General features: G+C 64.3%; 23 protein-coding genes and 1 pseudogene. 12 read left to right on the top strand and 12 right to left on the bottom strand.

From position 1 onward, the window contains the following. Positions 1-16 precede the first annotated feature (16 nt). The gene (locus tag JHW40_RS20830) at positions 17-898 is read right to left on the bottom strand and encodes a DMT family transporter (RefSeq protein ID WP_090611385.1); all 882 of its coding nucleotides are present in this window, start codon (positions 896-898) and stop codon (positions 17-19) included. 245 nt (positions 899-1143) lie between these two features. Between JHW40_RS20830 and JHW40_RS20825 the strand changes: the two genes are divergently transcribed. The 8 genes from JHW40_RS20825 (at position 1144) to JHW40_RS20790 (ending at position 8390) form a co-directional block, all read left to right on the top strand. Further along, a complete protein-coding gene (locus JHW40_RS20825; protein WP_090611384.1) occupies positions 1144-2331 on the top strand; it encodes a sialidase family protein in 1188 nt (395 codons plus the stop codon). Then, positions 2328-3278, top strand: a complete 951-nt coding sequence (pdxA, locus tag JHW40_RS20820) for a 4-hydroxythreonine-4-phosphate dehydrogenase PdxA (RefSeq protein ID WP_090611383.1) — start codon at positions 2328-2330, stop codon at positions 3276-3278. Before JHW40_RS20825 ends, pdxA begins: the two co-directional genes overlap by 4 nt. Further along, positions 3275-4186 carry a dihydrodipicolinate synthase family protein gene (locus JHW40_RS20815; protein WP_090611382.1) on the top strand — a complete coding sequence of 304 codons (912 nt, stop codon included), beginning with the start codon at positions 3275-3277 and terminating at the stop codon, positions 4184-4186. Before pdxA ends, JHW40_RS20815 begins: the two co-directional genes overlap by 4 nt. Continuing rightward, positions 4183-5292 carry an iron-containing alcohol dehydrogenase gene (locus tag JHW40_RS20810; RefSeq protein ID WP_090611381.1) on the top strand — a complete coding sequence of 370 codons (1110 nt, stop codon included), beginning with the start codon at positions 4183-4185 and terminating at the stop codon, positions 5290-5292. The genes JHW40_RS20815 and JHW40_RS20810 overlap by 4 nt, the downstream gene beginning before the upstream one ends. Before the next feature lie 9 nt (positions 5293-5301). After that, positions 5302-6324 carry a four-carbon acid sugar kinase family protein gene (locus tag JHW40_RS20805; protein ID WP_090611380.1) on the top strand — a complete coding sequence of 341 codons (1023 nt, stop codon included), beginning with the start codon at positions 5302-5304 and terminating at the stop codon, positions 6322-6324. Next, positions 6324-7058 carry a FadR/GntR family transcriptional regulator gene (locus JHW40_RS20800; protein ID WP_090611379.1) on the top strand — a complete coding sequence of 245 codons (735 nt, stop codon included), beginning with the start codon at positions 6324-6326 and terminating at the stop codon, positions 7056-7058. Before JHW40_RS20805 ends, JHW40_RS20800 begins: the two co-directional genes overlap by 1 nt. 257 nt (positions 7059-7315) lie before the next feature. Then, positions 7316-7474 (top strand): hypothetical protein, encoded by a 159-nt coding sequence (locus JHW40_RS20795; RefSeq protein WP_170851785.1) that lies wholly within the window; start codon positions 7316-7318, stop codon positions 7472-7474. Next, entirely contained in the window at positions 7461-8390 is a 930-nt protein-coding gene (locus tag JHW40_RS20790; RefSeq protein ID WP_090611378.1) for a mechanosensitive ion channel family protein, read from the top strand. Before JHW40_RS20795 ends, JHW40_RS20790 begins: the two co-directional genes overlap by 14 nt. Before the next feature lie 5 nt (positions 8391-8395). Here the strand turns inward: JHW40_RS20790 and JHW40_RS20785 are convergent, their stop codons facing one another. After that, the gene (locus JHW40_RS20785; RefSeq protein WP_090611467.1) at positions 8396-9439 is read right to left on the bottom strand and encodes a YeiH family protein; all 1044 of its coding nucleotides are present in this window, start codon (positions 9437-9439) and stop codon (positions 8396-8398) included. A 102-nt stretch (positions 9440-9541) separates the two neighbouring features. Continuing rightward, a pseudogene (locus JHW40_RS20780) lies at positions 9542-9685 on the bottom strand (IS481 family transposase); the annotation flags it as partial. 23 nt (positions 9686-9708) lie between these two features. Here JHW40_RS20780 and JHW40_RS20775 point away from each other — a divergent pair. Further along, entirely contained in the window at positions 9709-9894 is a 186-nt protein-coding gene (locus tag JHW40_RS20775) for a hypothetical protein (RefSeq protein ID WP_090611377.1), read from the top strand. A 42-nt stretch (positions 9895-9936) separates the two neighbouring features. On the opposite strand, the gene JHW40_RS20770 is transcribed toward JHW40_RS20775, so the two are convergent. The 4 genes from JHW40_RS20770 to JHW40_RS20755 all read right to left on the bottom strand — a co-directional run bounded on the left by JHW40_RS20770 (position 9937) and on the right by JHW40_RS20755 (position 14930). Then, positions 9937-11007: a ketopantoate reductase family protein gene (locus JHW40_RS20770; protein WP_090611376.1), complete on the bottom strand. Its 1071-nt coding sequence runs from the start codon at positions 11005-11007 to the stop codon at positions 9937-9939. A gap of 80 nt (positions 11008-11087) precedes the next feature. After that, entirely contained in the window at positions 11088-12362 is a 1275-nt protein-coding gene (gene frc / locus JHW40_RS20765; protein ID WP_090611375.1) for a formyl-CoA transferase, read from the bottom strand. A gap of 42 nt (positions 12363-12404) precedes the next feature. Further along, positions 12405-14159 carry an oxalyl-CoA decarboxylase gene (gene oxc, locus JHW40_RS20760; protein WP_090611374.1) on the bottom strand — a complete coding sequence of 585 codons (1755 nt, stop codon included), beginning with the start codon at positions 14157-14159 and terminating at the stop codon, positions 12405-12407. A gap of 54 nt (positions 14160-14213) precedes the next feature. Then, a complete protein-coding gene (locus JHW40_RS20755) occupies positions 14214-14930 on the bottom strand; it encodes a GntR family transcriptional regulator (RefSeq protein ID WP_090611373.1) in 717 nt (238 codons plus the stop codon). Positions 14931-15375: 445 nt separating this feature from the next. Here JHW40_RS20755 and sucC point away from each other — a divergent pair, with 445 nt between their 5' ends. Both sucC and sucD read left to right on the top strand, forming a co-directional pair. Further along, positions 15376-16575, top strand: coding sequence for an ADP-forming succinate--CoA ligase subunit beta (gene sucC / locus JHW40_RS20750; protein ID WP_090611372.1), 1200 nt, complete (start codon positions 15376-15378; stop codon positions 16573-16575). After that, positions 16575-17462, top strand: a complete 888-nt coding sequence (sucD, locus tag JHW40_RS20745) for a succinate--CoA ligase subunit alpha (RefSeq protein ID WP_090611371.1) — start codon at positions 16575-16577, stop codon at positions 17460-17462. The genes sucC and sucD overlap by 1 nt, the downstream gene beginning before the upstream one ends. Before the next feature lie 64 nt (positions 17463-17526). Here sucD and JHW40_RS20740 read toward each other — a convergent pair whose 3' ends face one another. The 5 genes from JHW40_RS20740 to JHW40_RS20720 all read right to left on the bottom strand — a co-directional run bounded on the left by JHW40_RS20740 (position 17527) and on the right by JHW40_RS20720 (position 24221). After that, the gene (locus tag JHW40_RS20740) at positions 17527-18495 is read right to left on the bottom strand and encodes an NAD(P)H-quinone oxidoreductase (protein ID WP_090611466.1); all 969 of its coding nucleotides are present in this window, start codon (positions 18493-18495) and stop codon (positions 17527-17529) included. A 51-nt stretch (positions 18496-18546) separates the two neighbouring features. Next, complete coding sequence (locus JHW40_RS20735; RefSeq protein ID WP_090611465.1) at positions 18547-19425, bottom strand: succinate--CoA ligase subunit alpha; 879 nt, start codon at positions 19423-19425, stop codon at positions 18547-18549. Beyond that, positions 19425-20597, bottom strand: a complete 1173-nt coding sequence (locus JHW40_RS20730) for a succinate--CoA ligase subunit beta (protein ID WP_090611370.1) — start codon at positions 20595-20597, stop codon at positions 19425-19427. The genes JHW40_RS20735 and JHW40_RS20730 overlap by 1 nt, the downstream gene beginning before the upstream one ends. Positions 20598-20831: 234 nt before the next feature. Beyond that, a complete protein-coding gene (locus JHW40_RS20725; RefSeq protein WP_336390199.1) occupies positions 20832-21509 on the bottom strand; it encodes a GntR family transcriptional regulator in 678 nt (225 codons plus the stop codon). A 534-nt stretch (positions 21510-22043) separates the two neighbouring features. Next, entirely contained in the window at positions 22044-24221 is a 2178-nt protein-coding gene (locus tag JHW40_RS20720; protein ID WP_090611368.1) for an acetate--CoA ligase family protein, read from the bottom strand. Between the two features lie 523 nt (positions 24222-24744). On the opposite strand from JHW40_RS20720, the gene JHW40_RS20715 reads away from it, so the two are divergent. Next, positions 24745-24906, top strand: coding sequence for a hypothetical protein (locus JHW40_RS20715; RefSeq protein ID WP_170851784.1), 162 nt, complete (start codon positions 24745-24747; stop codon positions 24904-24906). The last annotated feature ends 43 nt before the right edge of the window (positions 24907-24949 follow it).

Below are 24949 nucleotides of genomic sequence, written 5' to 3'. Positions count from 1 at the left end.
TGGCGTAGTGTCAAATTCATTCGACAGTCCTTGCACGTCGCGAGGCACGCGATGCGATCAGGGCTGCAAGGCAGATCAGCGCACCGCCGATCCAGACAGAGGGCTTTGCCAGTTCCGAAAACAGCAGATAGCCCAGAACCGCGACCAATGGCAGCCGCAGGAAATCGACCGGCGCCACGATGGACGCATCCGCCAGGCTGAAGGCATGGGTCATCAGCGCCATGCACCCCGCGCCCAGCACGCCTTGCAGCGCCAGCAGGCCCAGTTGCTCGCCCGTCGGCATGGTCAGAAAGGGCAGCGCCAGCACGAAAGCCAGCGGCACCGTCAGCAGCAGGTTCCAGATCACCAGCGTCGCCGTGCGGTCGCCCGAGGACATGCTTTTCAGCATCAGCTGAATGACCGCCTGCACCACCGCGCCCAGCAGCGCGAAGCCCATCGCCAGCGTCAACCCGGCGCCGGTCGGCCCGGCCACCAGAAACGCGCCGCAAAAGCCGATGATAACCGCGCAGATCTTCAACCCGCCCAGTCTTTCGCCCAGCAGCAGCGAGGCGCCAATGACGACAAAGATCGGCGAGGTAAAGGCAATCGCCGTCACATCGGTCAGCGGCCCCCGCGCAAAGGCGGCAAAGAACGCCACCAGCGCGATCAGCTTCAGCCCCGCCCGCGCCAGATGCTGACGCAGCGGATAGACCGATTTCAGGACCGATGGCCGCATCGCCACGATCGGCAGCACCGCAAGCCCGCCGAACAGCGCGCGGGTAAAGGCGATCATCATCGGATGCACGCCGCCATCCAGCTGCCGCACGATGGCGGCATCGACCGCGGACAGCACGGCACCCATCGCCGCCAGCCCCACCGCCAGTACCGCCGTATCGCCCCTTGCAACTGCCCGAGCCATGCCCCCTCCGAAATCTGCGCCGACACTTGTTCAGCGCGGATGCCAGACCATCGGACAGGCCCATGATTTTGTCAATATAAAACGGGATGGAAGGCAATCTTTACGGATGTGTGATTATATCATATTGTTTTTACTATTATATTTAACAATAACTACACCGATATGGGTTCGCTTTACATCTTTCAACTTGACAACTGTGAGAAATCCGCGCTGTCTTTGCGCAAATTCCGATCCGGGAGGACAGCATGGGACCAGAGGATATCGCGCAGCGCATGGATGGGCGGCTGATGCCCCTTGGCAACGGGACGCAAGAGGCATTCCTGCCCTCGCCCAAGGTGCAGAATCATGCCGCGTTCCTGTCTCTGGCCGATGACGGCGCGCTGATCTGCGCGTGGTTCGGCGGCACGCTGGAAGGCAAGTCCGACATCTCGATCCACGCCTCGGTGCTACTGTCGGGGGCCGGGGAATGGGGGCCGGTGCAGTCGCTCAGCCATGACCCCGATCATTCCGAGCAGAACCCGGTGATCTTCGCGGCGCCGGATGGCGGGCTGTGGCTGTTCCATACCTCGCAACCCTCGGGCAATCAGGACCAATGCCGCATCCGCATGGCGGCGATCCGCCGTGAAGGGGTGGCGATGACGGCGGATAAGGGCCGGTTTCTGGACCTGCCGCGCGGCTGTTTCGTGCGCGCGCCCGTCCGGCTGCGCGACGATGGCGCGTGGCTGCTGCCGATTTTCCGCTGCGTCCAGCGCCCCGGCCAGAAATGGAACGGCAGCCACGATACCGCTGCCGTGGGCGTCTCGACGGATGGCGGCCAAAGCTGGCGGTTGGAGGACGTGCCGGGTTCGATCGGCTCGGTCCATATGAGCCCGGTCGATCTGGGTCAGGGCCGCATGGCCGCCTTCTATCGCCGCCGTCAGTCGGATTTCGTCCACCGCTCGGACAGCGCGGATGGCGGGCACAGCTGGGCCGCGCCGGTGGCAACCGATGTGCCGAACAACAATTCCTCGATCAGCGCCATCACCCTGCGCGACGGGCGCATCGCGATGATCTGCAACCCGGTCAATGCCGCGATGTCGCCGGACCGCCGCGCCTCGCTGTATGATGAGTTGGGCGAGGATGACGACCGCCCCGACGCCGATCCCGCCGGCGGCTGCGCACCGATCTGGGGCGTGCCGCGCGCGCCGCTGGCGATCTGCATTTCCGGCGATGGCGGGCGGACCTTCCCGCAGCGCCTGCTGGTCGAGGACGGCCCCGGCACCTGCACCTCGAACGATTCGACCGATGGACGCAACAAGGAGATGTCCTATCCTTGGCTGCTGGAGGGCCCGGATGGGGTGCTGCACCTTGCCTATACCTATCACCGCCGCGCCATCAAATACATGCAACTGCAACCGGGCTGGGACGGCCGCCTTTCGGAGATTCGGACATGAGCGACATCATCGGCATCACCATGGGCGACCCGGCAGGCGTCGGCCCCGAGATCAGCGTCAAGGCGCTGGCGGAGATGACGCCCGAGGATCGGGCGCGGACGCTGATCTATGGCAACCTCGCCACGCTGGAGGCCGCCAGGGCCGCCGTCGGCGTCGATCTGGATCTGACCGATCGGGTGGTGAATATCGGTTATGACGGCGCCCCCCTGCCCTGGGGCCAGCTGTCGCCGGTCGCGGGCGACGCCGCCTTCCGCTTTATCGAGCGCGCGGTGTGCGACGCGCAGGCCGGTCGGATCGGCTGCATCGTCACCGCGCCCATCAACAAAGAGGCCCTGAACGCCGCAGGCCATCACTATGACGGCCATACCGGCATGTTGCGCAGCCTGACCGGGGCCGAAGCCGCCTATATGCTGCTGGCGTCCGAGCGGCTGAAGGTCATCCATGTCTCGACCCATGTGTCGCTGAAGGACGCCATCGGGCGGGCCACGACCGAACGGGTGCTGGCCACGATCCGCGCGGGCAATGCCCATCTGAAGCGCATCGGCATCAACGCACCGCGTATCGCGGTGGCGGGCATCAACCCCCATTGCGGCGAAAACGGGTTGTTCGGGACCGAGGATGACGACCAGATCGCCCCCGCCATCGCCGCCGCCCGCGCCGAGGGCATCGACGCCAGCGGCCCGATTTCCGCCGATACCGTGTTCCACCGCGCCTATTCCGGCGCATTCGATCTGGTGGTCGCGCAATATCACGATCAGGGCCATATCCCGATCAAACTGGTGGCCTTCGACACGGCGGTGAATGTCTCGGTCGAACTGCCGATCGACCGCACATCCGTCGATCACGGCACGGCGTTTGATATCGCGGGCAAGGGTATCGCCGACCACGGCAACATGAATTCCGCCATCGCCTATGCGCGCAAACTGGTTTCCGGAGGATCGAGATGAGCTTTGCCATCGAAGGCGTCTATTGCGCCGCCGCCACGCCGCTGAAATCCGACGGCACCCCCGATCTGGCACTGTTCGGCGCCCATACCAAGGCGCTGATCGAGGAAGGCTGCCACGGCATCGCCATGCTGGGTTCCACCGGAGAGGCGAACAGCTTTTCCGCCCGCGAACGCATGGACCTGCTGGAGGCCGCGATTGCAGGCGGCACCCTGCCCGGACAACTATTGCCCGGCACCTCGTCCTGCGCAGTGACCGAGGCGGTCGAGCTGACCCGCCACGCCGTGCAGGCCGGCGTCAGGGGCGTGGTACTGCTGCCGCCCTTCTACTATACCGCGTTCAGCGACGAGAGCCTGTTCCGCTTCTATGCCTCGATCATCGAGAAGGTGGCGGACGACCGGCTGAAGGTGATCCTCTATCACATTCCGATGCTGACCGGCGTGCCGATCAGCCACGAGTTGATCGCGATGCTGGTTCAGGCCTTCCCCGACACCGTGGTCGGCATCAAGGACAGCGACGGCAAGATCGAGAACATGCACGCCATTTCCGCCCGTTTCCCAGGCTTCGGCGTGCTGGCCGGGGCGGATCCGCTGCTGCTGCCGGTCCTGCAAGGCGGCGGCGCGGGTTGCATCACCGCCAGCTCGAACCTCGTCGCGCGGGAATTGCGGGTGGTTTACGATCATTGGAACGACCCGGCGAAAGCCGCCGACGTGAAGGCCGCGCAGGATGTGATCGTCGCGTGGCGCAACCTGACCAACAGCTATACGCAACTGCCCACCGTCAAGACGATGCTGGCCAAGCGCCGCGGCGACAAGGGCTGGCTGAACGTGCATCCGCCCTTCTCGGCCCTGTCCGAGGACGAGGCCGCGAAGGTCTGGGCGATCATGGACGAACTGGAGGGCGCAGCATGAGCCTGAGCCGCACCATCACCCTGCATCAACCGAAACGGCTGGAGATCGGCGCCGGGGCCTCGGCCCGTGTCGGCGCATGGGCCGGGGATGCCGAGCGCATCCTGATCATCGCCAGCCCGCATACCGCCGGTTTTGCCGAACGGCTTGGCCTTGGCGGGCAGGTCTCGGTCTTTGACGCCATTCCGGGCGAACCCGACATCGCCACCTTCGACGCCGCCATGTCCGCCGCGCGCGAGGCCCGGCCCGATCTGGTGATCGGGCTGGGCGGCGGTTCGGTCATGGATGTGGCCAAGCTGGTCGCGGCGATGTGGGATGGCGAACAGGCGCTGGCCGATGTGGCCGGGCCTGACCGGGTCGCGGGACGCAACGCTCGCCTTGTGCAGATCGCGACCACGGCGGGCACCGGGTCCGAGGCCGGCATTCGCGCGCTGATCACCGATCCCGGCAAGGGCAACAAGATCGCGGTGGAAAGCCCGCATTTGATCGCCGATCTGGCGGTGCTGGACCCGGAGCTGACCTTCTCGGTTCCCCCGGCGGTGACGGCGGCGACCGGGATCGACGCGATGGCGCATTGCGTCGAGGCCTTCACCAACCGCAACGCCCATCCGGTGATCGACGGCTTTGCCCGCATGGGGATCGCGCTTGTCGGTCGCTATCTGGCGCGGGCGGTCCGCGATGGTTCCGACACCGAGGCGCGCGAGGGGATGATGCTGGCCTCTTTCTATGGCGGCATCTGCCTTGGCCCGGTCAATACGGCGGCGGGCCATGCGCTGTCCTATCCGCTTGGCACGCTGCTGCATCTGCCGCATGGGCTGGCCAATGCCATCATCTTTCCGCATGTGCTGGCCTTCAACGAACCGGTGGCGCAGGCCAAGACCGCCGAGGTCGTGGCGGCGCTGGGGCTGGGCGACGGCGACCTGCTGACCGCCGCCCATGCGTTCTGCGCCGATCTGGGCGTCGAGATGCGGCTGTCGGCGCATGGCGCGACCGATGATCAGCTGCCCCGCTTTGCCAGTGACGCCCACGCCATCCGCCGCCTGATGGACAACAACCCCCGCGACATGACGCAGGACGAGGTTCTGGCCATCTATCGCGCGGCATTCTAGGCGGCTGCGATGAGGCTGTGCATCATTGCCGATGATCTGACGGGCGCATTGGACAGCGCCGCGCCCTTTGCCGGGCGCGGGCTGAGCGTCCAGGTCGCCCTGTCGCCGGATGCCACGGCCAAGGTCGCGGCATCCGGCGCGCAGGTCATGGCGGTCAGCACCCGTTCGCGCGACGGCGACGCAGGCGCGGCGCGCGCGGCGATGGCGCAGGTCATGGCGGCGCTGCCCGCAGGCGTGCCGGTGCTGAAAAAGATCGACTCGCGGCTCAAGGGCCATATCGCCGCTGAACTGGTGGTGCTGAACCCGTCGCGGCTGCTGGTCGCCCCTGCCATTCCCGATTTCGGGCGCATCCAGCAGGGCGGCCATGTTCAGGGCCACGGCGTCGCGCAACCGATCCCCATCGCCGATGCGCTGGGGCCGCTGACCGATCGCGCGCTGATCCCCGACGTGACCAGCGCCGCGGACATGACCGCCGCGCTGGAAATGGCCGCACCGGGCGATCTGCTGGTCGGCGCGCGCGGACTGGCCGAGGCGCTGGCGATCCGCATGACCGCTCAGGGGCAGGCCGCAATGGTGGTGCCACGCGCCGAACGCAGCCTGCTGGTCATCGGCTCTCGCGATCCGATTACGGTGGAACAGGCGCGGCGGGTGCAAGCCTCGGGTCTGGCCACGATGCTGCCCGCGCCCTTGGGTCAGGCCGACCCGGGTGCGCCGCCCCCCGCCCCGCATCTGCTGGTGCAGGCGACGGCGGGCGATGTCACCCGCCCCGGCGCGCAGGTCGCCCATGCCCTTGCCCGCAGCATCCACCCCCGGCTGACCGCCGACCGGCAGGCCCTGCTGCTCAGCGGCGGGGCCACGGCCGAGGCGGTCCTTGCGCATATGGGCATCACCTCGCTGCGGCTTGCGGGGGAATGCCTGCCCGGTTTACCTCTGGCCAATGCGGGCGAAATCAGCATCATCGCCAAATCCGGCGGCTTCGGGGATGCAGATACGCTTGTCACCTTGCTGAAAATCTTTCAGGGACGAAACTGATGGCAGCACAAGAAAAAACGGCCCGCAAACCCCTGAGCGAAGTCGTGTTCGAACGGATGGAGCGGGCGATCAAGTCCGGCTCTTACCGCCCGGATGAGAAACTGCCGACCGAACACGACCTTGCCGCCGAATTCGAGGTCTCGCGCCCCATCGTCCGCGATGCGCTGAAAAAGCTGCGAGAACGTGGCCTGATCTATTCGCGCCAAGGCGCGGGCAGTTTCGTGCGCGCCATCGGGTTGAAGCAACCGCTTGGCTTCGGCCCGCTGGAAAACGTCTCGGACCTGCTGTCCTGTTACGAATTCCGCCTGACGGTCGAACCCGCCGCCGCCGCCTGCGCCGCCGAACGGCGCGACGAGGCCGCGCTGACCCGGATCGAGGCCGCGCTGGACCTGATGCGCGATGCCACCAACCGCCAGAGCCACCGCGAGGATGCCGATTTCCAGTTCCATCTGGCCATCGCGCTGGCTTCCGAGAACACCTATTTCTCGATCGCGATGGAGGCGCTGAAGGATCATATCGCGGTCGGCATGCGGTTCCACGGCGCATCCGTCAAGCGCGAGACCAGCGGGCTGGCGCGGGTCTTTGACGAACATGCCGCGATTTTCGACGCGATCCGCACCGGCGACGGCGCCCGCGCCCGCGATCTGATGCGCGACCACCTGACCCATTCGCGCGACCGCCTGTTTGAAAGACGCAAGCCCGTGCCCGCCTCGGAAGATCTGGCGCGGCCCTGACTGTCGCCAGAAAGCCACAGCGCGGGCTAAGCCTGCACCATCTTCCGCCAAGCCGTTGAAAACACGAAAAACATGACCATATCCGTAACATCCCTTCGGATATCAGAGGTTTTTCAATGTCGCGCTTCGGCATCTGCAGAAAAGTCATGCGTCGCGAACAGGCGCTTGTGACGCCCCGGCCCCGATAACCTGCGCTGGCAGGGATCGACGGGCCGGGGTGACCTTCGCCTGTTCCCGTCCCTGATCGAGGTTCTGCCATGTTCCGCCCCTATCTTCCCGACATCTGCCCCGGCTGCGGCGAAGGCGTGCCCCGCGCCGCCGCCCGGCGCTGCCCGCTCTGCCTGACGCCCTTCATGCCGGTGCCCCACCCGGCCTCGCGTTCCCCATATGAAAGGGGCCGCGATGACGAAAGCTGAACCGAACCAATCCACTCTGCCGCGCCTGCGCATGATGGCGACGGTGCTGGCGCTGGGGCTGATCGCGGCATTTCCCGGTGCGCTTCTGGACCTGCTGCCCGCATCCCTCGGGCTGACCGGCTGGATGGAACCGCTGCGCAATGCCGCCGCCTCGCTGGCCTTCTTTGCCGCCGCGCATCTGGTGCATGGTGTCGCCTCGGACCGGCTGTCGCGGCGCGGCAAGGGTCGCAGGCCGGTGCCGAAGGTGGCGCTGGATCTGTTCCGCGTGGTGCTGTTCGCGATGGCCGTTCTGGCCAGCCTGTCGCTGTTCTTCCGCCAGGACCTGTCGGGCATCCTGACCGGATCGGGGCTGGTGCTGGCGGTGCTGGGCTTTGCCATCCGCAACGTCGTGGCCGACGCCTTTTCCGGGCTGGCGCTGGGGCTGGACGCCCCGTTCCGCATCGGCGACTGGGTGCATATCGACGGGCTGGCGCAGGGCCGCGTGCAGGAAATCGGCTGGCGCACGACCCGGCTGGTGACGCGCGACAGCACCTATGTGATCCTGCCCAACAGCCAGATTTCGCGACAGAGGATCACCAATTTCAGCGCGCCCCGGCAGGAATATCGTGACCATGTCGAGCTGACCCTGCCCATCGATTTGCCGGTGGCCGAGGCCAAGGCGCTGATCCGCGACGCGCTGGAGAATGCCCGGACCATCGCGCAGGGCAAGACGCCCGAGGCGCAGGTGACGCGATACAGCCCGCATGGCATCACCTATCAGGTGAAGTACTGGGTGCCCCGGCAGGATCACGAAATCGCCTGCCGCAACGAGGTTTTCAGCCGCATCGACGCCGCCATGCGCGACCGTGGCATCCGGCTGGCCCCGCCGCCGCCCTTCCCCGACCTGTCGCCGGTCGCCGAAACCGCCATGCAATAGCGGCGTCAGCCGAACAGATGCAGCCCCAGCAGGATGATGGCGGCCAGGAAAACTGTCTCGGTCACGATCAGGCCGACGGCGGTGCCGCCGACCTCCATCATCCGCACCAGCGAGGTCTTGATGCCCACGGCGGCAATCGCGACCAGCAGCGCCCACCGGCTGAGTTCCTCGGCCAGCCGGGCCAGAAATCCGGGAATGACGCCAAGCGAATTCAGCGTCGCCAGCATCAGAAAGCCGATGATGAAGCCCGGCAGCAAAGGCGGGCGCTGGCCGCCGTCGCTGTCACCCGGCCCGCCCGCGCGGATCGCCAGCGAAAACACCAGCACCACCGGGGCCAGCATCGACACGCGGATCAGCTTGACCACCGTCGCGGTCTCGCCCACCTCGGGGCCGATCGAGAAACCAGCGCCGACGACCTGCGCCACATCGTGGATGGTCGCGCCCAGAAACACCCCCGATTCCAGCGCCGTGAACCCGAAGGCCGACGAGACCAGCGGATAGACGATCATCGCAAGGGTGGACAACACCGTCACCGCCATCACGGTAAAGGCCAGATTCCGTTCGGATTTATCGGTCTTTGGCAGGATCGCAGCGATGGCCATGGCGGCAGATGCGCCGCAGATCGCGACCGCGCCCCCCGACAGCAGCGCCATCCGCCAGCCGCGGTTGAAGACCCGCGCCGCCAGCATCCCGAACAGGATCGTCGCCACCACGCCGCCGATGGTCAGCAGGATCATCGTTCCGCCCAGATCGGTCAGCATCTCGACCGAGATCCGCGCCCCCAGCAGCGCCACGCCCAGCCGCAGGATCGTTCGCGCAGAATATTCGACGCCCGCCTGCGTGCGCGTGCCATGCTCGGCCAGAAAGTTCAGCGCCAGCCCCAGCAGCAGCGCCATCAGCATCGCCGGCGCGCCGTAATGTTCCGACAGGAACTGCGCGGCGATGGCCACCAGCACCGCCACCGCGATGCCGGGGAACAGCGCGGCCGAGAACCCCTCGCTGATCGCGCCAGGACTGTTCCGGCGCAGCTGGTGAATGATGGCGATCATCTTCAAGATCCTTACCTGTCCTTGTCGCCGCAGCGTGCGCGTATTGCCCAAGATCTTGATGACCTGACCGGTCGGAAAGGTATGGATGACATGGCCGCCCGCGAATTGAAAGCAACGGATCTTCTCACCATGTTTTCCTGCGCATGTCAGGAACGTGACGTCCATCTGGATGTGGTGGCCCGGGACCTGCTCGTCATACCGCTTGCTGTGCACCTTCCGCACATGGGTTCCGTGCGCCAGCCGACTGAAGAGTGGCGAGGCCAAGGCCGATGGGCAGCTTGCCGGTGCTGTTCGACGCCGTGGCGCTGGTGCTGACCAACAAGGCAGCCGTGAAACTGGCGCGGGTCGGCGCGGGGATCGAGCCGGACGAGGGCGTCACCGACCTTGCCGCCCTGCCCGAGGCCGCCTGCCGCCGCTATTGGGACCGGGAGGCCACGGTCCGCGACCTCGCCTGACCGCCCGGTCCCGCCGCCTCGGCAAGGAGGCCGGCGCTGATGTCAGCCAGCGGCGGCCCGAGCCGCGGAAGAGCTGTTGTTTTCGGCCAGTCTGGCGTCGATCACCGACACCATCTCGTCGATCTCGGGACTGGATATCCCCAGATCGCGGCCGATAAGCTGCACCAGTTTGTCAACGCGCTCGATTTCGACCGCCCCGGCCGCCACGGCACGGGCGACGGATGACGGGTTGAGCAGTTGCTCGGCCGCCTTGGCATATTTCTCGAACGGCACCTGATCCTCGGGCGCCGCGCCAAGCTTGCGGGCGATGTCGTCAACAAGGTCGTACATCTTGCGCGACACCTCGGGATCCTCATAGACCGCATCGCGGATCGGCCGCACGCCATCGCGGGTGACGCACCGATAATTGCCGGTCAGCAGCATGCTCCACTTGGCAAGCGGCACGAAAAGCGAATCGAACACGCGGATCTTCACCGGCACATCCTTGCCGTCGAGGCGGACGGCCTCGATATCCGCCTCCAGTTCGGACAGGATGGTATTGGCGGCGGCGTCGCCGAATTTCGCCGCGCGGAAGTTGGTCGGCAACCCGACATGCAGGACGTTCGGCGCCTCATCGGGCGGCCGATAGGCCTGCGGGTCAGGGCTGCAAAGCGTCACGAGGTCGGGCTCGAAATCATCCCATATCCCCGGATTCGAGAAGCTGGCCGCAAGGGGGCCGACCTGAAGGTCCGGCAGCCGTCGCAGATAGGCCAGCGGCGGCATGTTCATGATGGAAAGGCACGGCTTTCTGGCGGCAGCGATGCGGCCGACCAGTTCGCGGATGTTTTGCACCCCATATTGCGGTTCCTGCATCGCGAGGCCGACCATGTCGAAGGCGTCGGGATCGACCTCTTCGGGTGTCAGCGCGTTAAGCTTGCCGGGCAGGTCCGCAGAGCGGATCCGACGATGCTCGTCCTCGTCGCGCAGCCGGATCCGCACCTCGGTGCCTTCATCGTTGATCAGGGCGGCGGTCGGTGCGCGGCAGACCAGCGACACATCGTGCCCGGCCATCAACAGCTTCGTACCGAGAAGCGACCCGTAGGAAGCACCAAGAATAAGAATGCGGTAGGTCATATGAGTACACTCGATTGGATGAGAGGAGTGGAGTGGAACGCCCGAAGGCGTTCCGGAAGAAGGTGCCCGGCACCCTGCCCTTACTCCGCCGCGACCGCGCCAACCTTGCCGACCGCGCCTGAGCCAACGATCCGGTCCAGATCGGCCCCGGAATAGCCAAGCACCCCTTCCAGGATCTCGACCGTGTGCTCTCCCAGAAGCGGCGACCGGGAAACTTCAACCGGGCTGTCGGACAGCTTTACGGGGCAACCAACAGTAAGGTATTTGCCACGCTGCGGATGGTCCACCTCGACAATGGTACCAGTTTTGCGCAGATCCGGGTCCTCGGCGATTTCCTTCATGCTGAGGATCGGACCGACCGGGATGTCCAGCGGGTTGCAGATGTCCATGACCTCGAACTTGGTCTTGGTCATCGTCCAGGCCTCGATCGCCTCGAAGATCTCGTTCAGCCGCGGCAGCCGCGCTTTGGGCGTCGCATAGTCGGGATCGTCCTTCCATTCCGGCTTGCCGATCACATCGCAGACATGCTTCCAGACCGCCGCCTGAGTGATGAAGTAGGTGTAGGCGTTCGGATCGGTCTCCCAGCCCTTGCACTTCAGGATCCGGCCCGGCTGGCCGCCGCCTGAATCGTTGCCCGCGCGCGGCACCGAATCGCCGAACTCGATCCCCTCGCCGAACTGCGAATATTCATCCAGCGGGCCCGCGGCGAGACGCTGCTGGTCGCGCAGCTTCACACGGCAGAGGTTGAGAACGCCATCCTGCATGGCAGCCAGCACCCGCTGCCCGCGCCCCGACTTTTCGCGCTGAAACAGCGCCGCCAGAATGCCGAAGGCAAGGTGCAGGCCGGTGCCGGAATCGCCGATCTGCGCGCCGGTCACCATCGGGCGGTCATCGCGCCAGCCCGTCGTCGAGGCCGAGCCACCGGCGCATTGAGCGACGTTCTCATAGACCTTGCAGTCCTCATAGCGACCGGGGCCGAAGCCCTTGACCGATGCCATGATCATGCGCGGGTTGATCTTCTGGATATTCTCCCAGCCGAAACCCATCCGGTCCAGCGCGCCCGGCGCGAAGTTCTCGACCAGAACATCGCAGGTTTCGACCAGTCTGGTCAGCACCTCCTTGCCCTCGTCGCTTTTGGTGTTCAGTTCCAGTGAGCGTTTGTTGTGGTTCAGCATCGTGAAGTACAGGCTGTCCGCACCCGGCTTGTCCACCAGCTGCTGGCGCGTGGCGTCGCCGACACCGGCGCGCTCTACCTTGATGACATCGGCGCCGAGCCAGGCAAGAAGCTGGGTGCAGGTCGGACCGGACTGAACGTGGGTGAAATCCAGAACCTTGATACCTTCGAGAGCCTTCATGGCATATTCCTTTTCTGTTCCGCGTTTCCCGGCTGAGGGGCGTTAAGCTTTCTTGGTCAGCGCGCTTTGTGGGTTGAGGCTGCCGATATTGCCGCTTTCGGTGCCGGCGGCCGGATCGATCACCGCATTCACGAGGGTCGGCTTGCCGGATTCGAGGGCCTGCCGCACCGCCTGATCGAGTTCATCCGGCGTGGTGGCATAGGCGCCGACGCCGCCGAAGGCTTCCATCATCATCTCGTAACGCGAGTCGGGGACGAAGACGGTGGTGGCCACGTCGGATCCGCCGCTCGGGTTGATGTCGGTGCCGCGATAGATGCCGTTGTTGTTGAAGATCACCACGCAGACCGGCAGATTGTAGCGGCAGATCGTCTCGACCTCCATGCCGCAGAAGCCGAAGGCACTGTCGCCCTCGATGGCAAGGACCGGCTTGCCGGTTTCGACGGCGGCGGCGATGGCCGAGCCCATGCCGACGCCCATCACGCCCCAGGTGCCGACATCCAGCCGGTGGCGCGGCGCATACATGTCGATGATGCCGCGGGTCAGGTCCAGCGTATTGGCGCCTTCATTGACAAGAATCACGTCCGGCCGGTCCTTGATGATCCGGCGCAGCGGCGCAAGCGCGGTGTGGAAATCCATTGGCGCCGAGTTCTTGTTCAGCTTCGTCGCCATCTTGGCGATGTTGGTTTCCTTGCGCTCACCCAGCTTGCCGGTCCAGTCGGCTGGCGGGGTCTGCCAATTGCTGCCCATCTGCGCAAGCAGCGCCTCGAGGCAGGATTCGACATCGCCCACCAAAGGTGCGTCGATCGGCACGTTGCTGTCCATCTCGCGCGGTTCGATATCGATATGGACGAATTTCTTGCTGCCGGGCTGACCCCAGCTTTTCCCCTTGCCGTGCGACAGCAGCCAGTTGAGGCGCGCGCCGATCAGCACAACCGCGTCGGCTTCCTTGAGCGCGAGCGAGCGGGCCGCGCCAGCCGATTGCGGATGGTCGTCAGGCAGCAAACCCTTTGCCATGCTCATCGGCAGGTAAGGGATGCCCGAGGTCTCGACGAAATTGCGGATCGTGGCATCGGCCTGGGCATAGGCGGCGCCCTTGCCGAGGATGATTAGCGGGCGCTTGGCGCCGCGTAGGACGTCGATGGCACGCTCAACCGCCTTTGGCTCGGGGATCTGGCGCGGCGCGGCGTCGATAACCTTGACCAGCGACCGGCGGCCCTCCTCGGCATCCATGGTCTGGGCCAGAAGCTTGGCCGGCAGGTCCAGATAGACGCCGCCGGGGCGGCCGGAAACCGCGGCGCGGATGGCGCGGGCGATACCGATGCCGATATCCTCGGCGTGAAGCACGCGATAGGCGGCCTTGCAATGCGGCCGGGCGATGGCAAGCTGGTCCATCTCTTCATAGTCGCCCTGCTGCAAATCAACGATCTCGCGCTCGGAAGAGCCGCTGATCAGGATCATCGGGAAGCAGTTGGTCGTCGCGTTGGCAAGCGCGGTCAGGCCATTGAGAAAGCCCGGCGCGGACACGGTCAGGCAGATGCCCGGCTTCTTGGTCAGATAACCTGCGATCGACGCGGCATAGCCTGCATGTTGCTCGTGGCGGAAGGAAATCACCCGCATCCCCTCGGCCTGAGCAAGTCGGCCAAGATCGGTGATCGGAATTCCCGGCACGTTATAGATATTGTTGATATCGTTCAGCTTGAGAGCATCGATGATCAGATGAAAGCCATCGGTCAGCGCGTGCAGCGCGTCCTGGCCTTCGACCTGATCGGTGGGCTGGGCTTGGATTGTCACATTCATGCTATCTCTCCTCCGCGTCTAAATATTCGGGATCCCTGTGCCGCAGCATCGACTTCATGCTGACATGCCCTGAGCCCCGGATTGGGTTTCCAGTCCCGTCCAGGTGCGCCGAACATGCTCGTGCAACCGCATCGTATGTTCGCGCACCAACTGCGAGGCGAGATCAGCGTCCCGACTCTCCAGCGCCTCGATGATCGCCATGTGATCGACCACCGAGCGTCCGGCCCGGTCGCTCTCACCCATCGCGCGCTGCCGGACCGCCTGCATGTGCAGGAACAGGCCATCGGCGATCGATATCAGCATCGCGCAACCAGAGAGGTCGAGGATCCGCTGGTGAAAGCGGATGTTGTGCCCGGTATATTCCAGAATATCGGCCCGCGCCGCGTTGCCGCCGAATTCCGTGCCAAGCTCACGCAGCGAGTGCAGTTCGGCATCGTCGGCGATTTCCACCGCCAGCCGCGCCGCCATGCTTTCGATCGCGGCCCAGACCACGATCACCTCGAGAACCTCATCCAGCGACTTGCGCCGGACATAGACGCCCTTGCGCGGCCGGATCTCGACATAGCCATCATGTTCCAGCCGGGCCACCGCCTCGCGCAGCGGCGTGCGCGAGATGCCAAGTTCGGCCGCCATCTTGCGCTCATCAAGCCGGAGATCGGCCCCCTCGCCATAGATGTTCATGTTCAGTATCGCGCCACGCAGCGCATTGTAGATGCGGTCCTTCAGCGTGGCACTGACCGCCAGCGGCTTAAGCCGGATGCTTGTGGTCATATGACGCCCCTCACTCACGAACCGATCTCTCCTCTCTGGCAACGGGTCTGGCCCGGTTGCTGTCGATATCTGGCATACCATAGACCACGCTATTTTCGCTTGCAACATCTTTTCCGGAAATGAAAAATTTCTTGACATGCCAAACAGGTTCTTTGGGCCAATTTGCCAATTAAATAATTGATTTATATTGGTAAATATTCCAAATCTGCGGCGCTTGATCAGGAAAACTCAATGTGGTATCTGGAATACCAACTACACGAGTCAGCGCAGGAAAGTGCCGTTTTGCACAACCTCGTCACCGATTGCGCGCTCGTCGCCCGCCACGCGGCCCGCGAAGATGGTTCATCCACGCGACGTCGCGGGCGGGGCGGTTCACCGCTGGTACCGCATGACGCACCCTGTCAGGTGACCGGGTGTGGCGGTACCGACCACAGGGAGGAAAGCCTTGAACATTCACGAATATCAGGCCAAGCAGCTGATGCGGGAATACGGCGTGCCGGTTTCGGATGGGCGCGTCGTGCTGAAGGCAGAAGAGGCGAAGACAGCGGCCAGCGAACTTGACGGGCCGGTCTGGGTCGTCAAGGCTCAAATCCACGCCGGCGGACGCGGCAAGGGGCACTTCAAGGAAGCCTCGGCAGGCGAAAAGGGCGGCGTGCGTCTGACGCGCTCGGTCGAAGAGGCCGCCGATGAGGTGCAGCGCATGCTTGGCCGCACCCTCGTCACCCATCAAAGCGGGCCGGCAGGACGCACCGTCAACCGTATCTATATCGAGGAAGGCGCCGGCATCGCCCGCGAACTGTACCTCGCGCTGCTGATCGACCGGAAGACCAGCCACATCGCCTTTGTCTGCTCGACCGAAGGCGGCATGGATATCGAGGAGGTCGCGGCGAAAACCCCCGACCGCATCGTCACCTTCACCGTTGATCCCGCCACCGGCATCTCGGGTTTTCATGGCCGCCGCGTCGCCTTCGCGCTTGGTCTTGAGGGACGTCAGGTGCGCCAATGCGTCGAACTGGTCGGCCGCCTTTACCGGCTGTTCGTTGAAAAGGACGCCGAAATGCTGGAAGTCAACCCGCTGATCGTCACCGACAAGGGCGAACTGCGTTGCCTCGACGCGAAGATGGGTTTCGATTCGAACGCGCTTTATCGCCAGCCCGAAATCCTTGCTCTGCGCGACGAGACCGAGGAGGATCCGAAGGAACTGGCCGCGTCGAAATTCGACCTCAACTATATCGCGCTGGATGGCGAGATCGGCTGCATGGTCAACGGCGCCGGTCTGGCGATGGCGACCATGGACATCATCAAGCTGTTCGGCGCGGAACCGGCGAATTTCCTTGATGTCGGCGGCGGGGCGACCACCGAGAAGGTGACCGAGGCGTTCAAGATCATCACCTCGGACCCGCAGGTGAAAGGCATCCTTATCAATATCTTCGGTGGGATCATGCGTTGCGACGTCATCGCCGAGGGTGTGATCGCCGCCGTGAAGGAGGTGGGGCTGAAGGTTCCGCTGGTCGTGCGTCTGGAAGGCACCAATGTCGAGCTGGGCAAGAAGATCCTCAACGAATCGGGCCTCGATGTCATCGCGGCCGACGATCTGGCAGATGCGGCGCAAAAGATCGTCGCGGCAGTGAAGGAGTATGCGTGATGGCCATTCTCGTTGACCAGAACACCCGCGTCATCTGTCAGGGCCTGACCGGCTCTCAGGGGACATTCCATTCCGAGCAGGCGGTCGCCTATGGCACGCAGATGGTCGGCGGCGTCACGCCGGGCAAGGGCGGCGAAACACATATCGACCTGCCCGTGTTCAACACCGTGGCCGAGGCGCGCGAGCGGACCGGGGCCAATGCAAGCGCGATCTATGTTCCGCCGCCCTTTGCCGCCGACGCCATCCTTGAGGCGATTGATGCCGGGATCGAACTGATCGTCGCCATCACCGAAGGCGTGCCGGTGCTTGACATGATGAAGGTCAAGCGGGCGTTGCAAAGTTCCGGTTCCTTGCTGATCGGCCCCAACTGCCCCGGCGTCATTACCCCCGACGCCTGCAAGATCGGCATCATGCCCGGTCATATCCACAAGCGCGGCTCGGTCGGCGTCGTTTCGCGTTCGGGCACGCTGACCTATGAGGCGGTGAAGCAGACCTCGGATGTGGGGCTTGGGCAAAGCACCTGCGTCGGCATCGGCGGCGATCCGATCAAGGGGACCGAACATATCGACGTGCTGGAATGGTTCCTTGCCGATCCCGAAACCGAATCGATCATCATGATCGGCGAGATCGGCGGCTCGGCCGAAGAGGAGGCAGCGCAGTTCCTCATGGACGAGGCCAGGCGCGGACGCTCCAAGCCCACCGCCGGTTTCATCGCCGGACGCACCGCACCGCCGGGGCGCCGCATGGGCCATGCCGGGGCCATCGTCTCGGGCGGTCAGGGCGGTGCCGAGGACAAGATCGAGGCGATGAAGTCCGCTGGTATCACCGTTGCCGAAAGCCCTGCCGATCTTGGCGGTGCCGTGCTTCGGGCATTGGGCCGCGCCTGAAACCCCTTCCGCCCCGGCCTCTGCGGCTCGGGGCGGAACTCCGCGCGAACGGGTCGGTATTTGCTCAGGGGCGCAACAGAATTTTTCCCCGATGCCCAGCCGATTCCATGATCGCATGCGCCTTCGCCGCTTCGGCGAAAGGCAGCACCATATGGGTGACCGGGCGCAGCCTGCCTTCCGCGAAAAGCGGCCAGACCTGCGCCTTGAGTGCGGCGGCCACCTCGGCCTTGAACTCAGGCGAGCGGCTGCGAAGCGTCGATCCGGTATAGACCAGCCGCTTCAGCATGACCGGCATCAGGTTGATCTCGACTTTCGAGCCCATGTTGAAGGCAAGCTGCACGATACGGGCATCGTGCCGCGCCGCCTTGATGTTGCGCGCAACATAGTCACCCCCGATGATGTCGAGGATGACATCCGCCCCGCCGGCTTCGCGGACGATTTCAACGAAATCCTCCGTGCGGAAGTCGATGGCGCGCTCGGCGCCAAGTTCCCGGCAGAAGGCGCAATCCTCGTCCGAGCCCGCGGTGGCAAAGACCCGCAGCCCGAACGCCGCACCCATCTGAACCGCCGTCGAGCCGATGCCCCCCGCCCCGCCGTGAACAAGGAACACCGTACCCGAGGCGATGGCCGCGCCGTGGAAGATATTGCTCCAGACGGTGAAAAAGGTCTCTGGCAGACCGGCGGCATCCGTTTCGTCAACGCCTTCGGGAATCGGCAGACAGTGCCGCGCGTCCACGGCGACATATTCGGCATAACCGCCGCCATTGGTCAGCGCCGTCACCCGGTCGCCCGTCTGCCAGCCATCAACGCGATCACCCAGCGCGACGATTTCTCCCGACACCTCAAGACCCAGAAGATCCGACGCCCCTTCGGGTGGCGGATACAGACCCTTGCGCTGAACAATGTCCGGGCCGTTGACGCCGATGGCGGTCACGCGGATCAGCACCTCGCCCGGACCGGGCGCGGGTACCGGCCGGCGGCCGGGCTGCAATACGTCGGGCCCGCCCGGCTCGCGTGCGACAACGACAGACATTTCATCCGGGATCACGTTACTCTCCTGCTGATCTGGTAAGGGTGACGGCCATCAGGCATCGCCGAGGGCCTGACGCATCAGCCCCGCGACCTCGTCTGCGTTCTGCGCGATCACCGCGCCAGCGTCCTGAAGGCGTCTGACCTTGGCATCGGCTGTGCCACCGCCAAGGACAGCAAGGGTTCCGGCATGGCCCATCCGGCGCTGCGTCGGCGCATGGCGCCCCACGACCAGCGCGACCACGGGCTTGCCGTAATCGACCGACGCCAGATAGTCAGCGGCGGCCTCTTCCTCGCTGCCGCCGATCTCGCCGATCAGAATGACGCCTTCGGTCGCAGGATCGTCCTTGAACAGCTCAAGACAGCGGCGGAAGCCAATGCCGTGGATAAGGTCCCCGCCGACGCCGATCGTGGTTGACTGGCCAAGCCCTGCGGCGCTGGTCTGCGCCACGATCTCGCTGGTCAGCGAGGCTGATCGCGACACGATGCCGACCCGGCCCGCCGTGGCATTCGAGGTCGCCATGACGCCGATCTTGCAAAGACCCGGGGCCAGCACGCCCTGACTGTTCGGGCCGACAAGTTCGGTCTCTGATCCCCTGAGCGCCGCCCGCACCCGCAACATGTCATGCACCGGCACCCGCTCGGTGACGCAGACGACAAGGCCAATACCGCCCTCGATCGCCTCGATCATCGCCTCTGCCGCCTTGTGCGGCGGCACCAGCACCAGACTGGCATTGGCACCTGTCGCCTCGGTCGCCTGACGCACCGTGTCGAACACCGGCAGATCAAGATGCGACGTGCCGACCTTGCCGGGCCGGACGCCGGCGACATAGGTCGAGCCATAGCGCATCGCGAGATCGGTATAGAACGTCCCTGCCCGCCCGGTCATTCCCTGCACCAGAACACGGGTATGCTCATCCACCAGTACCGCCATCATTCCGCTCCCTTCGCCAGCGCGATCACGCGCTTTACCGCACCGCTGATGTCGTCATGGGGTTCGAAGGGCAGGCGGCGGTCCTTCATGATCTTCAGTGCCCAGGACGCATTCTGCCCCGCCGCGCGAAAGACGATTGGCGGTTTGCGGGCGCTGCGCGAATAGGCGATGTTGATCGCCTCGGCCACCGTATCGCAGACCGTCATGCCGCCGCCATGGACGTTGACAAGGATCGCCCGGACGGCAGGGTCCTCAAGCAACACCCCGATGCCTCGGGCGATCTGCAGGCTGGTGGCGGTGGTGCGGATGTCCATGAAATTCGCAGGCCGCCCGCCGGCGTCGATCAGCATGTCATTGGTGGCAAGCCCAAGCCCGGCACCATTGACCACGACGCCGATATCACCGTCCATCTTGACGAAATTGATGTCGTTCTCACGCGCCACACGCTCGTATTTGTCGCGCGGCGCCGCGCGGGCGATATCCTCGAATTCGGGATGACGATAGAGCGCGCTGTCGTCGATCACCATCTTGGCATCGACCGCCACCACCTGCCCGTCCGAGAGGATTGCAAGCGGATTGATCTCGACCAGCAGCGCGTCGGTCTCTGTCGCCGCGCGGACCAGCTTTGCGATCAGGGCGGCGCCGTGCGGTGCCGCCGCACCATCGATCCCGAGGCGGTCCAGAAATCCCGCCACATCGACCCCCGAAAGATCGCCGTCGCGCGGCACTTCAAGGGATTCGAGCATGCCGGGATCGGCCCGCGCGCTCTCTTCGAAGGCGACACCTCCTTCGGGTGCGCCGAACAGTTGCGCCACGCCCTTCCGCTCGTCGATCACGAAAGCGATGTAGATGTTGCGCCGATTGTCAATTGCCGCCTCGACCCAGACGCTGTCGACCTCTTCGCCCGCCGGTCCGGTCTGCTCGGTAACAAGGCGCATGCCGATCAGTACCTCGGCCGCGTCCCTGACCGCGCTGGGTGTCGCGGCGAACTTGACGCCGCCGGCCAGCCCGCGTCCACCGGCGTGGATCTGCGCCTTGACGGCGAATTTCTCGCAGGTGATCGCCCTTGCGCGGTTTTCGGCCTCGACCGCGCTGCGCGCCAAGGCCCCCTCGGGGACGGTCACCCCATATTGAGCCAATATCTCCTTGGCCTGATACTCTGGCAAATCCATCGGCGCCCCCCCTTTGCATCCGGTCGCCGTTGCCCGTCTCGCGACCAAAGGCGCCTTGGTATTTGGTACACTAAATGCCACGAAAGGTCAACTGCTGACCCCGATACCCGGAAGGATGGCAGGCTGCATCCGCTGCCCAGCCGCAAAACCCACGCAAACGACCGGCACATAAATACGGTCGCCGCGCGCGCGGGTTTTCATGTCAGCCAGAATGCAGGCCCGTTACACGGCTGCCTAGGAAAAGAGGCCGTGCTTATCGACATGCGCGGCCAGCCCCAGCGTATGCTGACGGACAAGCTGCGCGGCCAGTTCGCCATTGCGCGCCTCAAGGGCGTCAATGATCTGCATGTGCTCTGAAAGCGAACGCTCGGCGCGGTTGTCCTGCCGAAGCGAGACGTTACGGATGGCCCGCACATGGATCAGCAGATTCGCCGACATCTCGGCAAGAAGCTGGCAGTCGCCAAGGCGGATGATCGTCTGGTGAAAGTTGATATTCGCTTCGGAATATTCGTGCATATGCTCCGAATCGGGCGCGCGCTCGAATTCCTCGAAAAGTTTGCGCAGCATGCGCAGTTCCCGCGCGCTGGCACGGTCGGCGGCCAGATAGGCCGCCATGCTCTCCAACGCGGCCCAGACGGTGATCCTTTCGATGATCTGCTGCTTGGACAGACGCACGACAAAGACGCCGCGGCGCGGCACGGTCCGCACGAAGCCTTCCTGCTCCAGGATGGTCAGCGCCTCGCGGATCGGCGTGCGACTGACGCCCAGGTCTTGCGACAGCTGCCGTTCATCAAGACGAAATTCCTCGGGGCTGCCATAGATGTCCATTCCGGTGATGGCATTCTTGATGGCATCATAGGCAAGGTCGCGCAAACTGGGATTCGCCACCAGTGGCGCGATGCCAAGCCTTATGTGGTTCTGATCTCCGATGGAGCCGGAAGCAGCATCGTCGTCCGCCCCCAGAATGCTGGAAGTCGACGGAGACACAACTCCAGCTCGGATATTCGGGCGCTTCGACATAATCTCACATGATCCTTTCAATTCGCGCAAAACGAAGGACGGGAGTGCTGGCCGGTCCAGACCAATAACACCATATTTATCCTGCGGCTTGCCACAGTCCAAGTCACTTGTATTAATCCACAGCTCTGTAATCGCGCGCCTCGAACGAAATAAGCCGTTCAGGCTGCTGTCGCCGCAGGTATGCCGCATACTGTGGATCGCCGTTCCTGTCGACCAAATATAACGCTTCTGTCAATGGTCGGGGTTCCGCTTTCCGCAGGCGGGGCGCAGGATTCGCTGGCCGACGGCTGTGCCGCCCCCACGAAACCTGCCGGTTTCCGGTCAAGTCATAAAAGGCGCGCCGCTCCTTTTTGGGGAGGGCGCGCCACGCACGGGGGCTGCGACTTTGACAGTCTTCGCACCCGCTGGGGAGGTTGCGGACGGCCCTTACAGGAGGCCCGCCCCCCGTGCCCACTTGTACTTGGCCCCAAGCACCGCCACCGGGATCTCGGTAGAGTAGGCATAGGCCGGCACACCGTTCGCATAGAGATGTTCGGCGGCTGCCTCTACCTCGACATCGCCCGCCAACGAGGCAACGATCGGCTTGTGGATCCCCTTCTTCTTCATCTCCTCGACAACGTCGATCACGACCTCGGCGAACACCATCGGCGGCGTGATGATCGTGTGCCAATAGCCAAGGATGATCGAGTGGATCCGCGGATCCTCAAGACCAAGCTTGATCGTGTTGCGATAGGTGGACGGCGGCTCGCCGCCAGTGATGTCAACCGGGTTACCGGCTGCGCCGAAGGGCGGGATAAACTTGCGGAAGGCCGTGTCCAGATCATCCGGCATCGACATCATGTTGAGGTCGTTATCGACGCAGGCATCCGACAGCAGCACGCCCGACCCACCGGCACCGGTGATGATGACGATATTCTCACCCTTTGGTGTCGGCAGAACCGGCACGCCCCGGGCGTATTCCAGCAAATCGCGAAGCGACCGCGCCCGGATGACGCCCGATTGCGCGAAAACGTCCTCATAGATCTTGTCGTTGCCGGCCAGCGCGCCGGTATGCGAACTTGCCGCCGCAGCGCCCGCCGAGGTCCGCCCGGCCTTCAGCACGACCACAGGCTTTTTCTTCGACACCCGCTTGGCCACTTCCGCGAAAGAGCGCCCGTCCTTCAGATCCTCAAGGTGTTGAGCGATGATCTTGGTGTTGTCGTCCTGCTCGAAGAAGGTCAGCAGGTCGTCCTCGTCGATATCCGACTTGTTGCCCAGACCGACGATGGCCGAGACACCCATCTTGGCCGACCGGCTGAAGCCGATGATGGCCATGCCGATGCCGCCTGACTGCGAGGACAGCGCCGCCGTTCCCTGCACATCATATGCGGTGCAGAACGTCGCGCAGAGGTTCTGCGGCGTATAGTAGAAGCCATAGATGTTCGGCCCCATCAGGCGGATATTGTATTTCCGGCCGATTGCCTGAAGCTCTTCCTGGCCTTCGACATTGCCGGTTTCGGCAAAACCCGACGGGATGAGCACGGCGCCCGATATCTCTTTCTCGCCACATTCGGTCAGCGCCCCGGCGACGAATTTGGCCGGGATGGCGAAAACGGCGACGTCGATGACGCCGGGAACGTCCTTGACCGATTTATAGGCCTTGATCCCCATGATCTCATCTGCCTTGGGATGGATCGGATAGATCTTGCCCTTGTAGCCGCCATTGATCAGGTTCTTCATCACCGAGTTGCCGATCTTGCCGTCCTCGGCAGAGGCGCCGATCACCGCGACCGCATCGGGCTTCATGATCCGGTTCATCTGGCGAACGATGTCTTCCTGACTTGGACGATAGCGTTCGGGCTGCGGCGAGAAATCGACGACCACGCGCACATCGGCGGCGATGGCCCCCGAAGCGGTGGCAAAGACCGGGTTGAGGTCAAGCTCCGAGATCTCGGGGAAGTCGCTGACCAGCTGGCTGACCTTGACGATCATGTCCGACAGCGCCTCGCGATCGACAGCTTCGCCACCGCGCACGCCCTTGAGGATCTCGGCCGCCTGAATGCCGTCCAGCATCGAAAGCGCGTCCTCGTGGGTCGCGGGGGCAAGACGGAAGGTGATGTCCTTCAGCACCTCGACCAGAACACCACCAAGGCCGAAGGCGACCAGTTTGCCAAAGCTGCTGTCGGTCACCGCACCGATGATGACCTCCTGCCCGCCGGTCAGCATCTGCTGGACCTGCACCCCATCTACACGCGCGTCGGCCTTGTAGTTGCGGGCATTGGCGAGAATGCTTTCATAGCCCTTCTCGACCTCTTCTCTGGTCTTCAGGCCCACCAGCACGCCGCCAGCCTCTGTCTTGTGGAGGATGTCGGGCGAGACGATCTTGAGCACCACCGGATAGCCCATGCCCTCTGCAAGGCTTGCCGCCTCAGAGGACGACTTCGCCACGCCTTCCTGCGGCACGGCGATACCATAAGCATCGCAGACGATCTTGCCTTCGGGTGCGGTCAGACTGTCGCGGCCCTCGGCCTTGACCTTGTCGAGGATGCTGCGCACGGCGTCGTAGGGCTGTCCAGCCTCTGGGCTGTCACTTATCGGACGCAGTTTCAGAGCTTGTTCTGCCATCGTTTCCTCCTGGCTTCGTTCCTGTTTGATCCGGCGGATACGGGGGGCCGGACTGTGCTGGCGACCGCTGAGGCGAGTCCAAAAGGCGCCAGCGGATTTCCTGTCCCGAAATCTGGCGGGGCCACGATCCTTCAGATTCGGACCGCTCTTCCGAAAGCGGGTGCCCTCATGGATCGGCGTCATCGCCACGCACATCTCCTCCCGTCGGAATCAGCGTGGCATGTGGCATGCCAACAAGTCAAGCATGAGTTCGACGTCATCCCGATGATCTTGCCCTGCCCGCGTCACAGCGCCCTGCTGCCTTTATGCTGCGGTGCCATCTGCCAAGGGCGCCCCTGATTGCCGCAAGAAACGCCGGATCGTGGATTCCCGTGTGCAGGCAACCGGGCAGATCCCAGCCATGCGCCGGATGCAATGCTGCGATGCAGTATCAGATCTACTCCACGCGCCTTGGCATGTTATATATCAAGAAATCAAACGCTCGGCAGGTCAGACGTCGGGCCGACATCAAGGAGAATGAACCATGACCACCACGACTTTGCTGCACCGCCCCACTGGTCCCCGCACCCCCCTCGATCGTGTCCAGCAGATCTTTTCGATCGTCTCTGCCAAGCTGGCCGAGATCTATGGCCGCCAAGGGTCGGTCGAGCCCAAAACCGAATCCTGGCGCTATTTCTCTGCGTAACGATTCCGCCCTGCTTATCAGTGCCGCTCTTCACACAAGAGCG

Source organism: Paracoccus alcaliphilus, from assembly GCF_028553725.1.
In the GTDB taxonomy this organism is placed as follows: domain Bacteria; phylum Pseudomonadota; class Alphaproteobacteria; order Rhodobacterales; family Rhodobacteraceae; genus Paracoccus; species Paracoccus alcaliphilus.
The sequence above is the reverse complement of the archived record's forward strand: the minus strand, read 5'-3'. Positions and strand labels throughout refer to the sequence as shown.

Excerpts from the sequence above, each read along its gene's own strand:
- JHW40_RS20735 (WP_090611465.1), bottom strand. The coding sequence starts at position 19,425 with ATGGCGGTACTGGTGGATGAGCATACCCGTGTTCTGGTGCAGGGAATG.
- frc (WP_090611375.1), bottom strand. The coding sequence starts at position 12,362 with ATGAAGGCTCTCGAAGGTATCAAGGTTCTGGATTTCACCCACGTTCAG.
- pdxA (WP_090611383.1), top strand. The coding sequence starts at position 2,328 with ATGAGCGACATCATCGGCATCACCATGGGCGACCCGGCAGGCGTCGGC.
- JHW40_RS20795 (WP_170851785.1), top strand. The coding sequence starts at position 7,316 with ATGTTCCGCCCCTATCTTCCCGACATCTGCCCCGGCTGCGGCGAAGGC.
- JHW40_RS20810 (WP_090611381.1), top strand. The coding sequence starts at position 4,183 with ATGAGCCTGAGCCGCACCATCACCCTGCATCAACCGAAACGGCTGGAG.
- JHW40_RS20775 (WP_090611377.1), top strand. The coding sequence starts at position 9,709 with ATGGGCAGCTTGCCGGTGCTGTTCGACGCCGTGGCGCTGGTGCTGACC.
- JHW40_RS20715 (WP_170851784.1), top strand. The coding sequence starts at position 24,745 with ATGACCACCACGACTTTGCTGCACCGCCCCACTGGTCCCCGCACCCCC.
- JHW40_RS20805 (WP_090611380.1), top strand. The coding sequence starts at position 5,302 with ATGAGGCTGTGCATCATTGCCGATGATCTGACGGGCGCATTGGACAGC.
- JHW40_RS20785 (WP_090611467.1), bottom strand. The coding sequence starts at position 9,439 with ATGATCGCCATCATTCACCAGCTGCGCCGGAACAGTCCTGGCGCGATC.
- JHW40_RS20825 (WP_090611384.1), top strand. The coding sequence starts at position 1,144 with ATGGGACCAGAGGATATCGCGCAGCGCATGGATGGGCGGCTGATGCCC.
- oxc (WP_090611374.1), bottom strand. The coding sequence starts at position 14,159 with ATGAATGTGACAATCCAAGCCCAGCCCACCGATCAGGTCGAAGGCCAG.
- JHW40_RS20755 (WP_090611373.1), bottom strand. The coding sequence starts at position 14,930 with ATGACCACAAGCATCCGGCTTAAGCCGCTGGCGGTCAGTGCCACGCTG.
- JHW40_RS20790 (WP_090611378.1), top strand. The coding sequence starts at position 7,461 with ATGACGAAAGCTGAACCGAACCAATCCACTCTGCCGCGCCTGCGCATG.
- JHW40_RS20815 (WP_090611382.1), top strand. The coding sequence starts at position 3,275 with ATGAGCTTTGCCATCGAAGGCGTCTATTGCGCCGCCGCCACGCCGCTG.
- JHW40_RS20720 (WP_090611368.1), bottom strand. The coding sequence starts at position 24,221 with ATGGCAGAACAAGCTCTGAAACTGCGTCCGATAAGTGACAGCCCAGAG.
- JHW40_RS20800 (WP_090611379.1), top strand. The coding sequence starts at position 6,324 with ATGGCAGCACAAGAAAAAACGGCCCGCAAACCCCTGAGCGAAGTCGTG.
- JHW40_RS20770 (WP_090611376.1), bottom strand. The coding sequence starts at position 11,007 with ATGACCTACCGCATTCTTATTCTTGGTGCTTCCTACGGGTCGCTTCTC.
- JHW40_RS20730 (WP_090611370.1), bottom strand. The coding sequence starts at position 20,597 with ATGGATTTGCCAGAGTATCAGGCCAAGGAGATATTGGCTCAATATGGG.
- JHW40_RS20830 (WP_090611385.1), bottom strand. The coding sequence starts at position 898 with ATGGCTCGGGCAGTTGCAAGGGGCGATACGGCGGTACTGGCGGTGGGG.
- sucD (WP_090611371.1), top strand. The coding sequence starts at position 16,575 with ATGGCCATTCTCGTTGACCAGAACACCCGCGTCATCTGTCAGGGCCTG.
- JHW40_RS20740 (WP_090611466.1), bottom strand. The coding sequence starts at position 18,495 with ATGTCTGTCGTTGTCGCACGCGAGCCGGGCGGGCCCGACGTATTGCAG.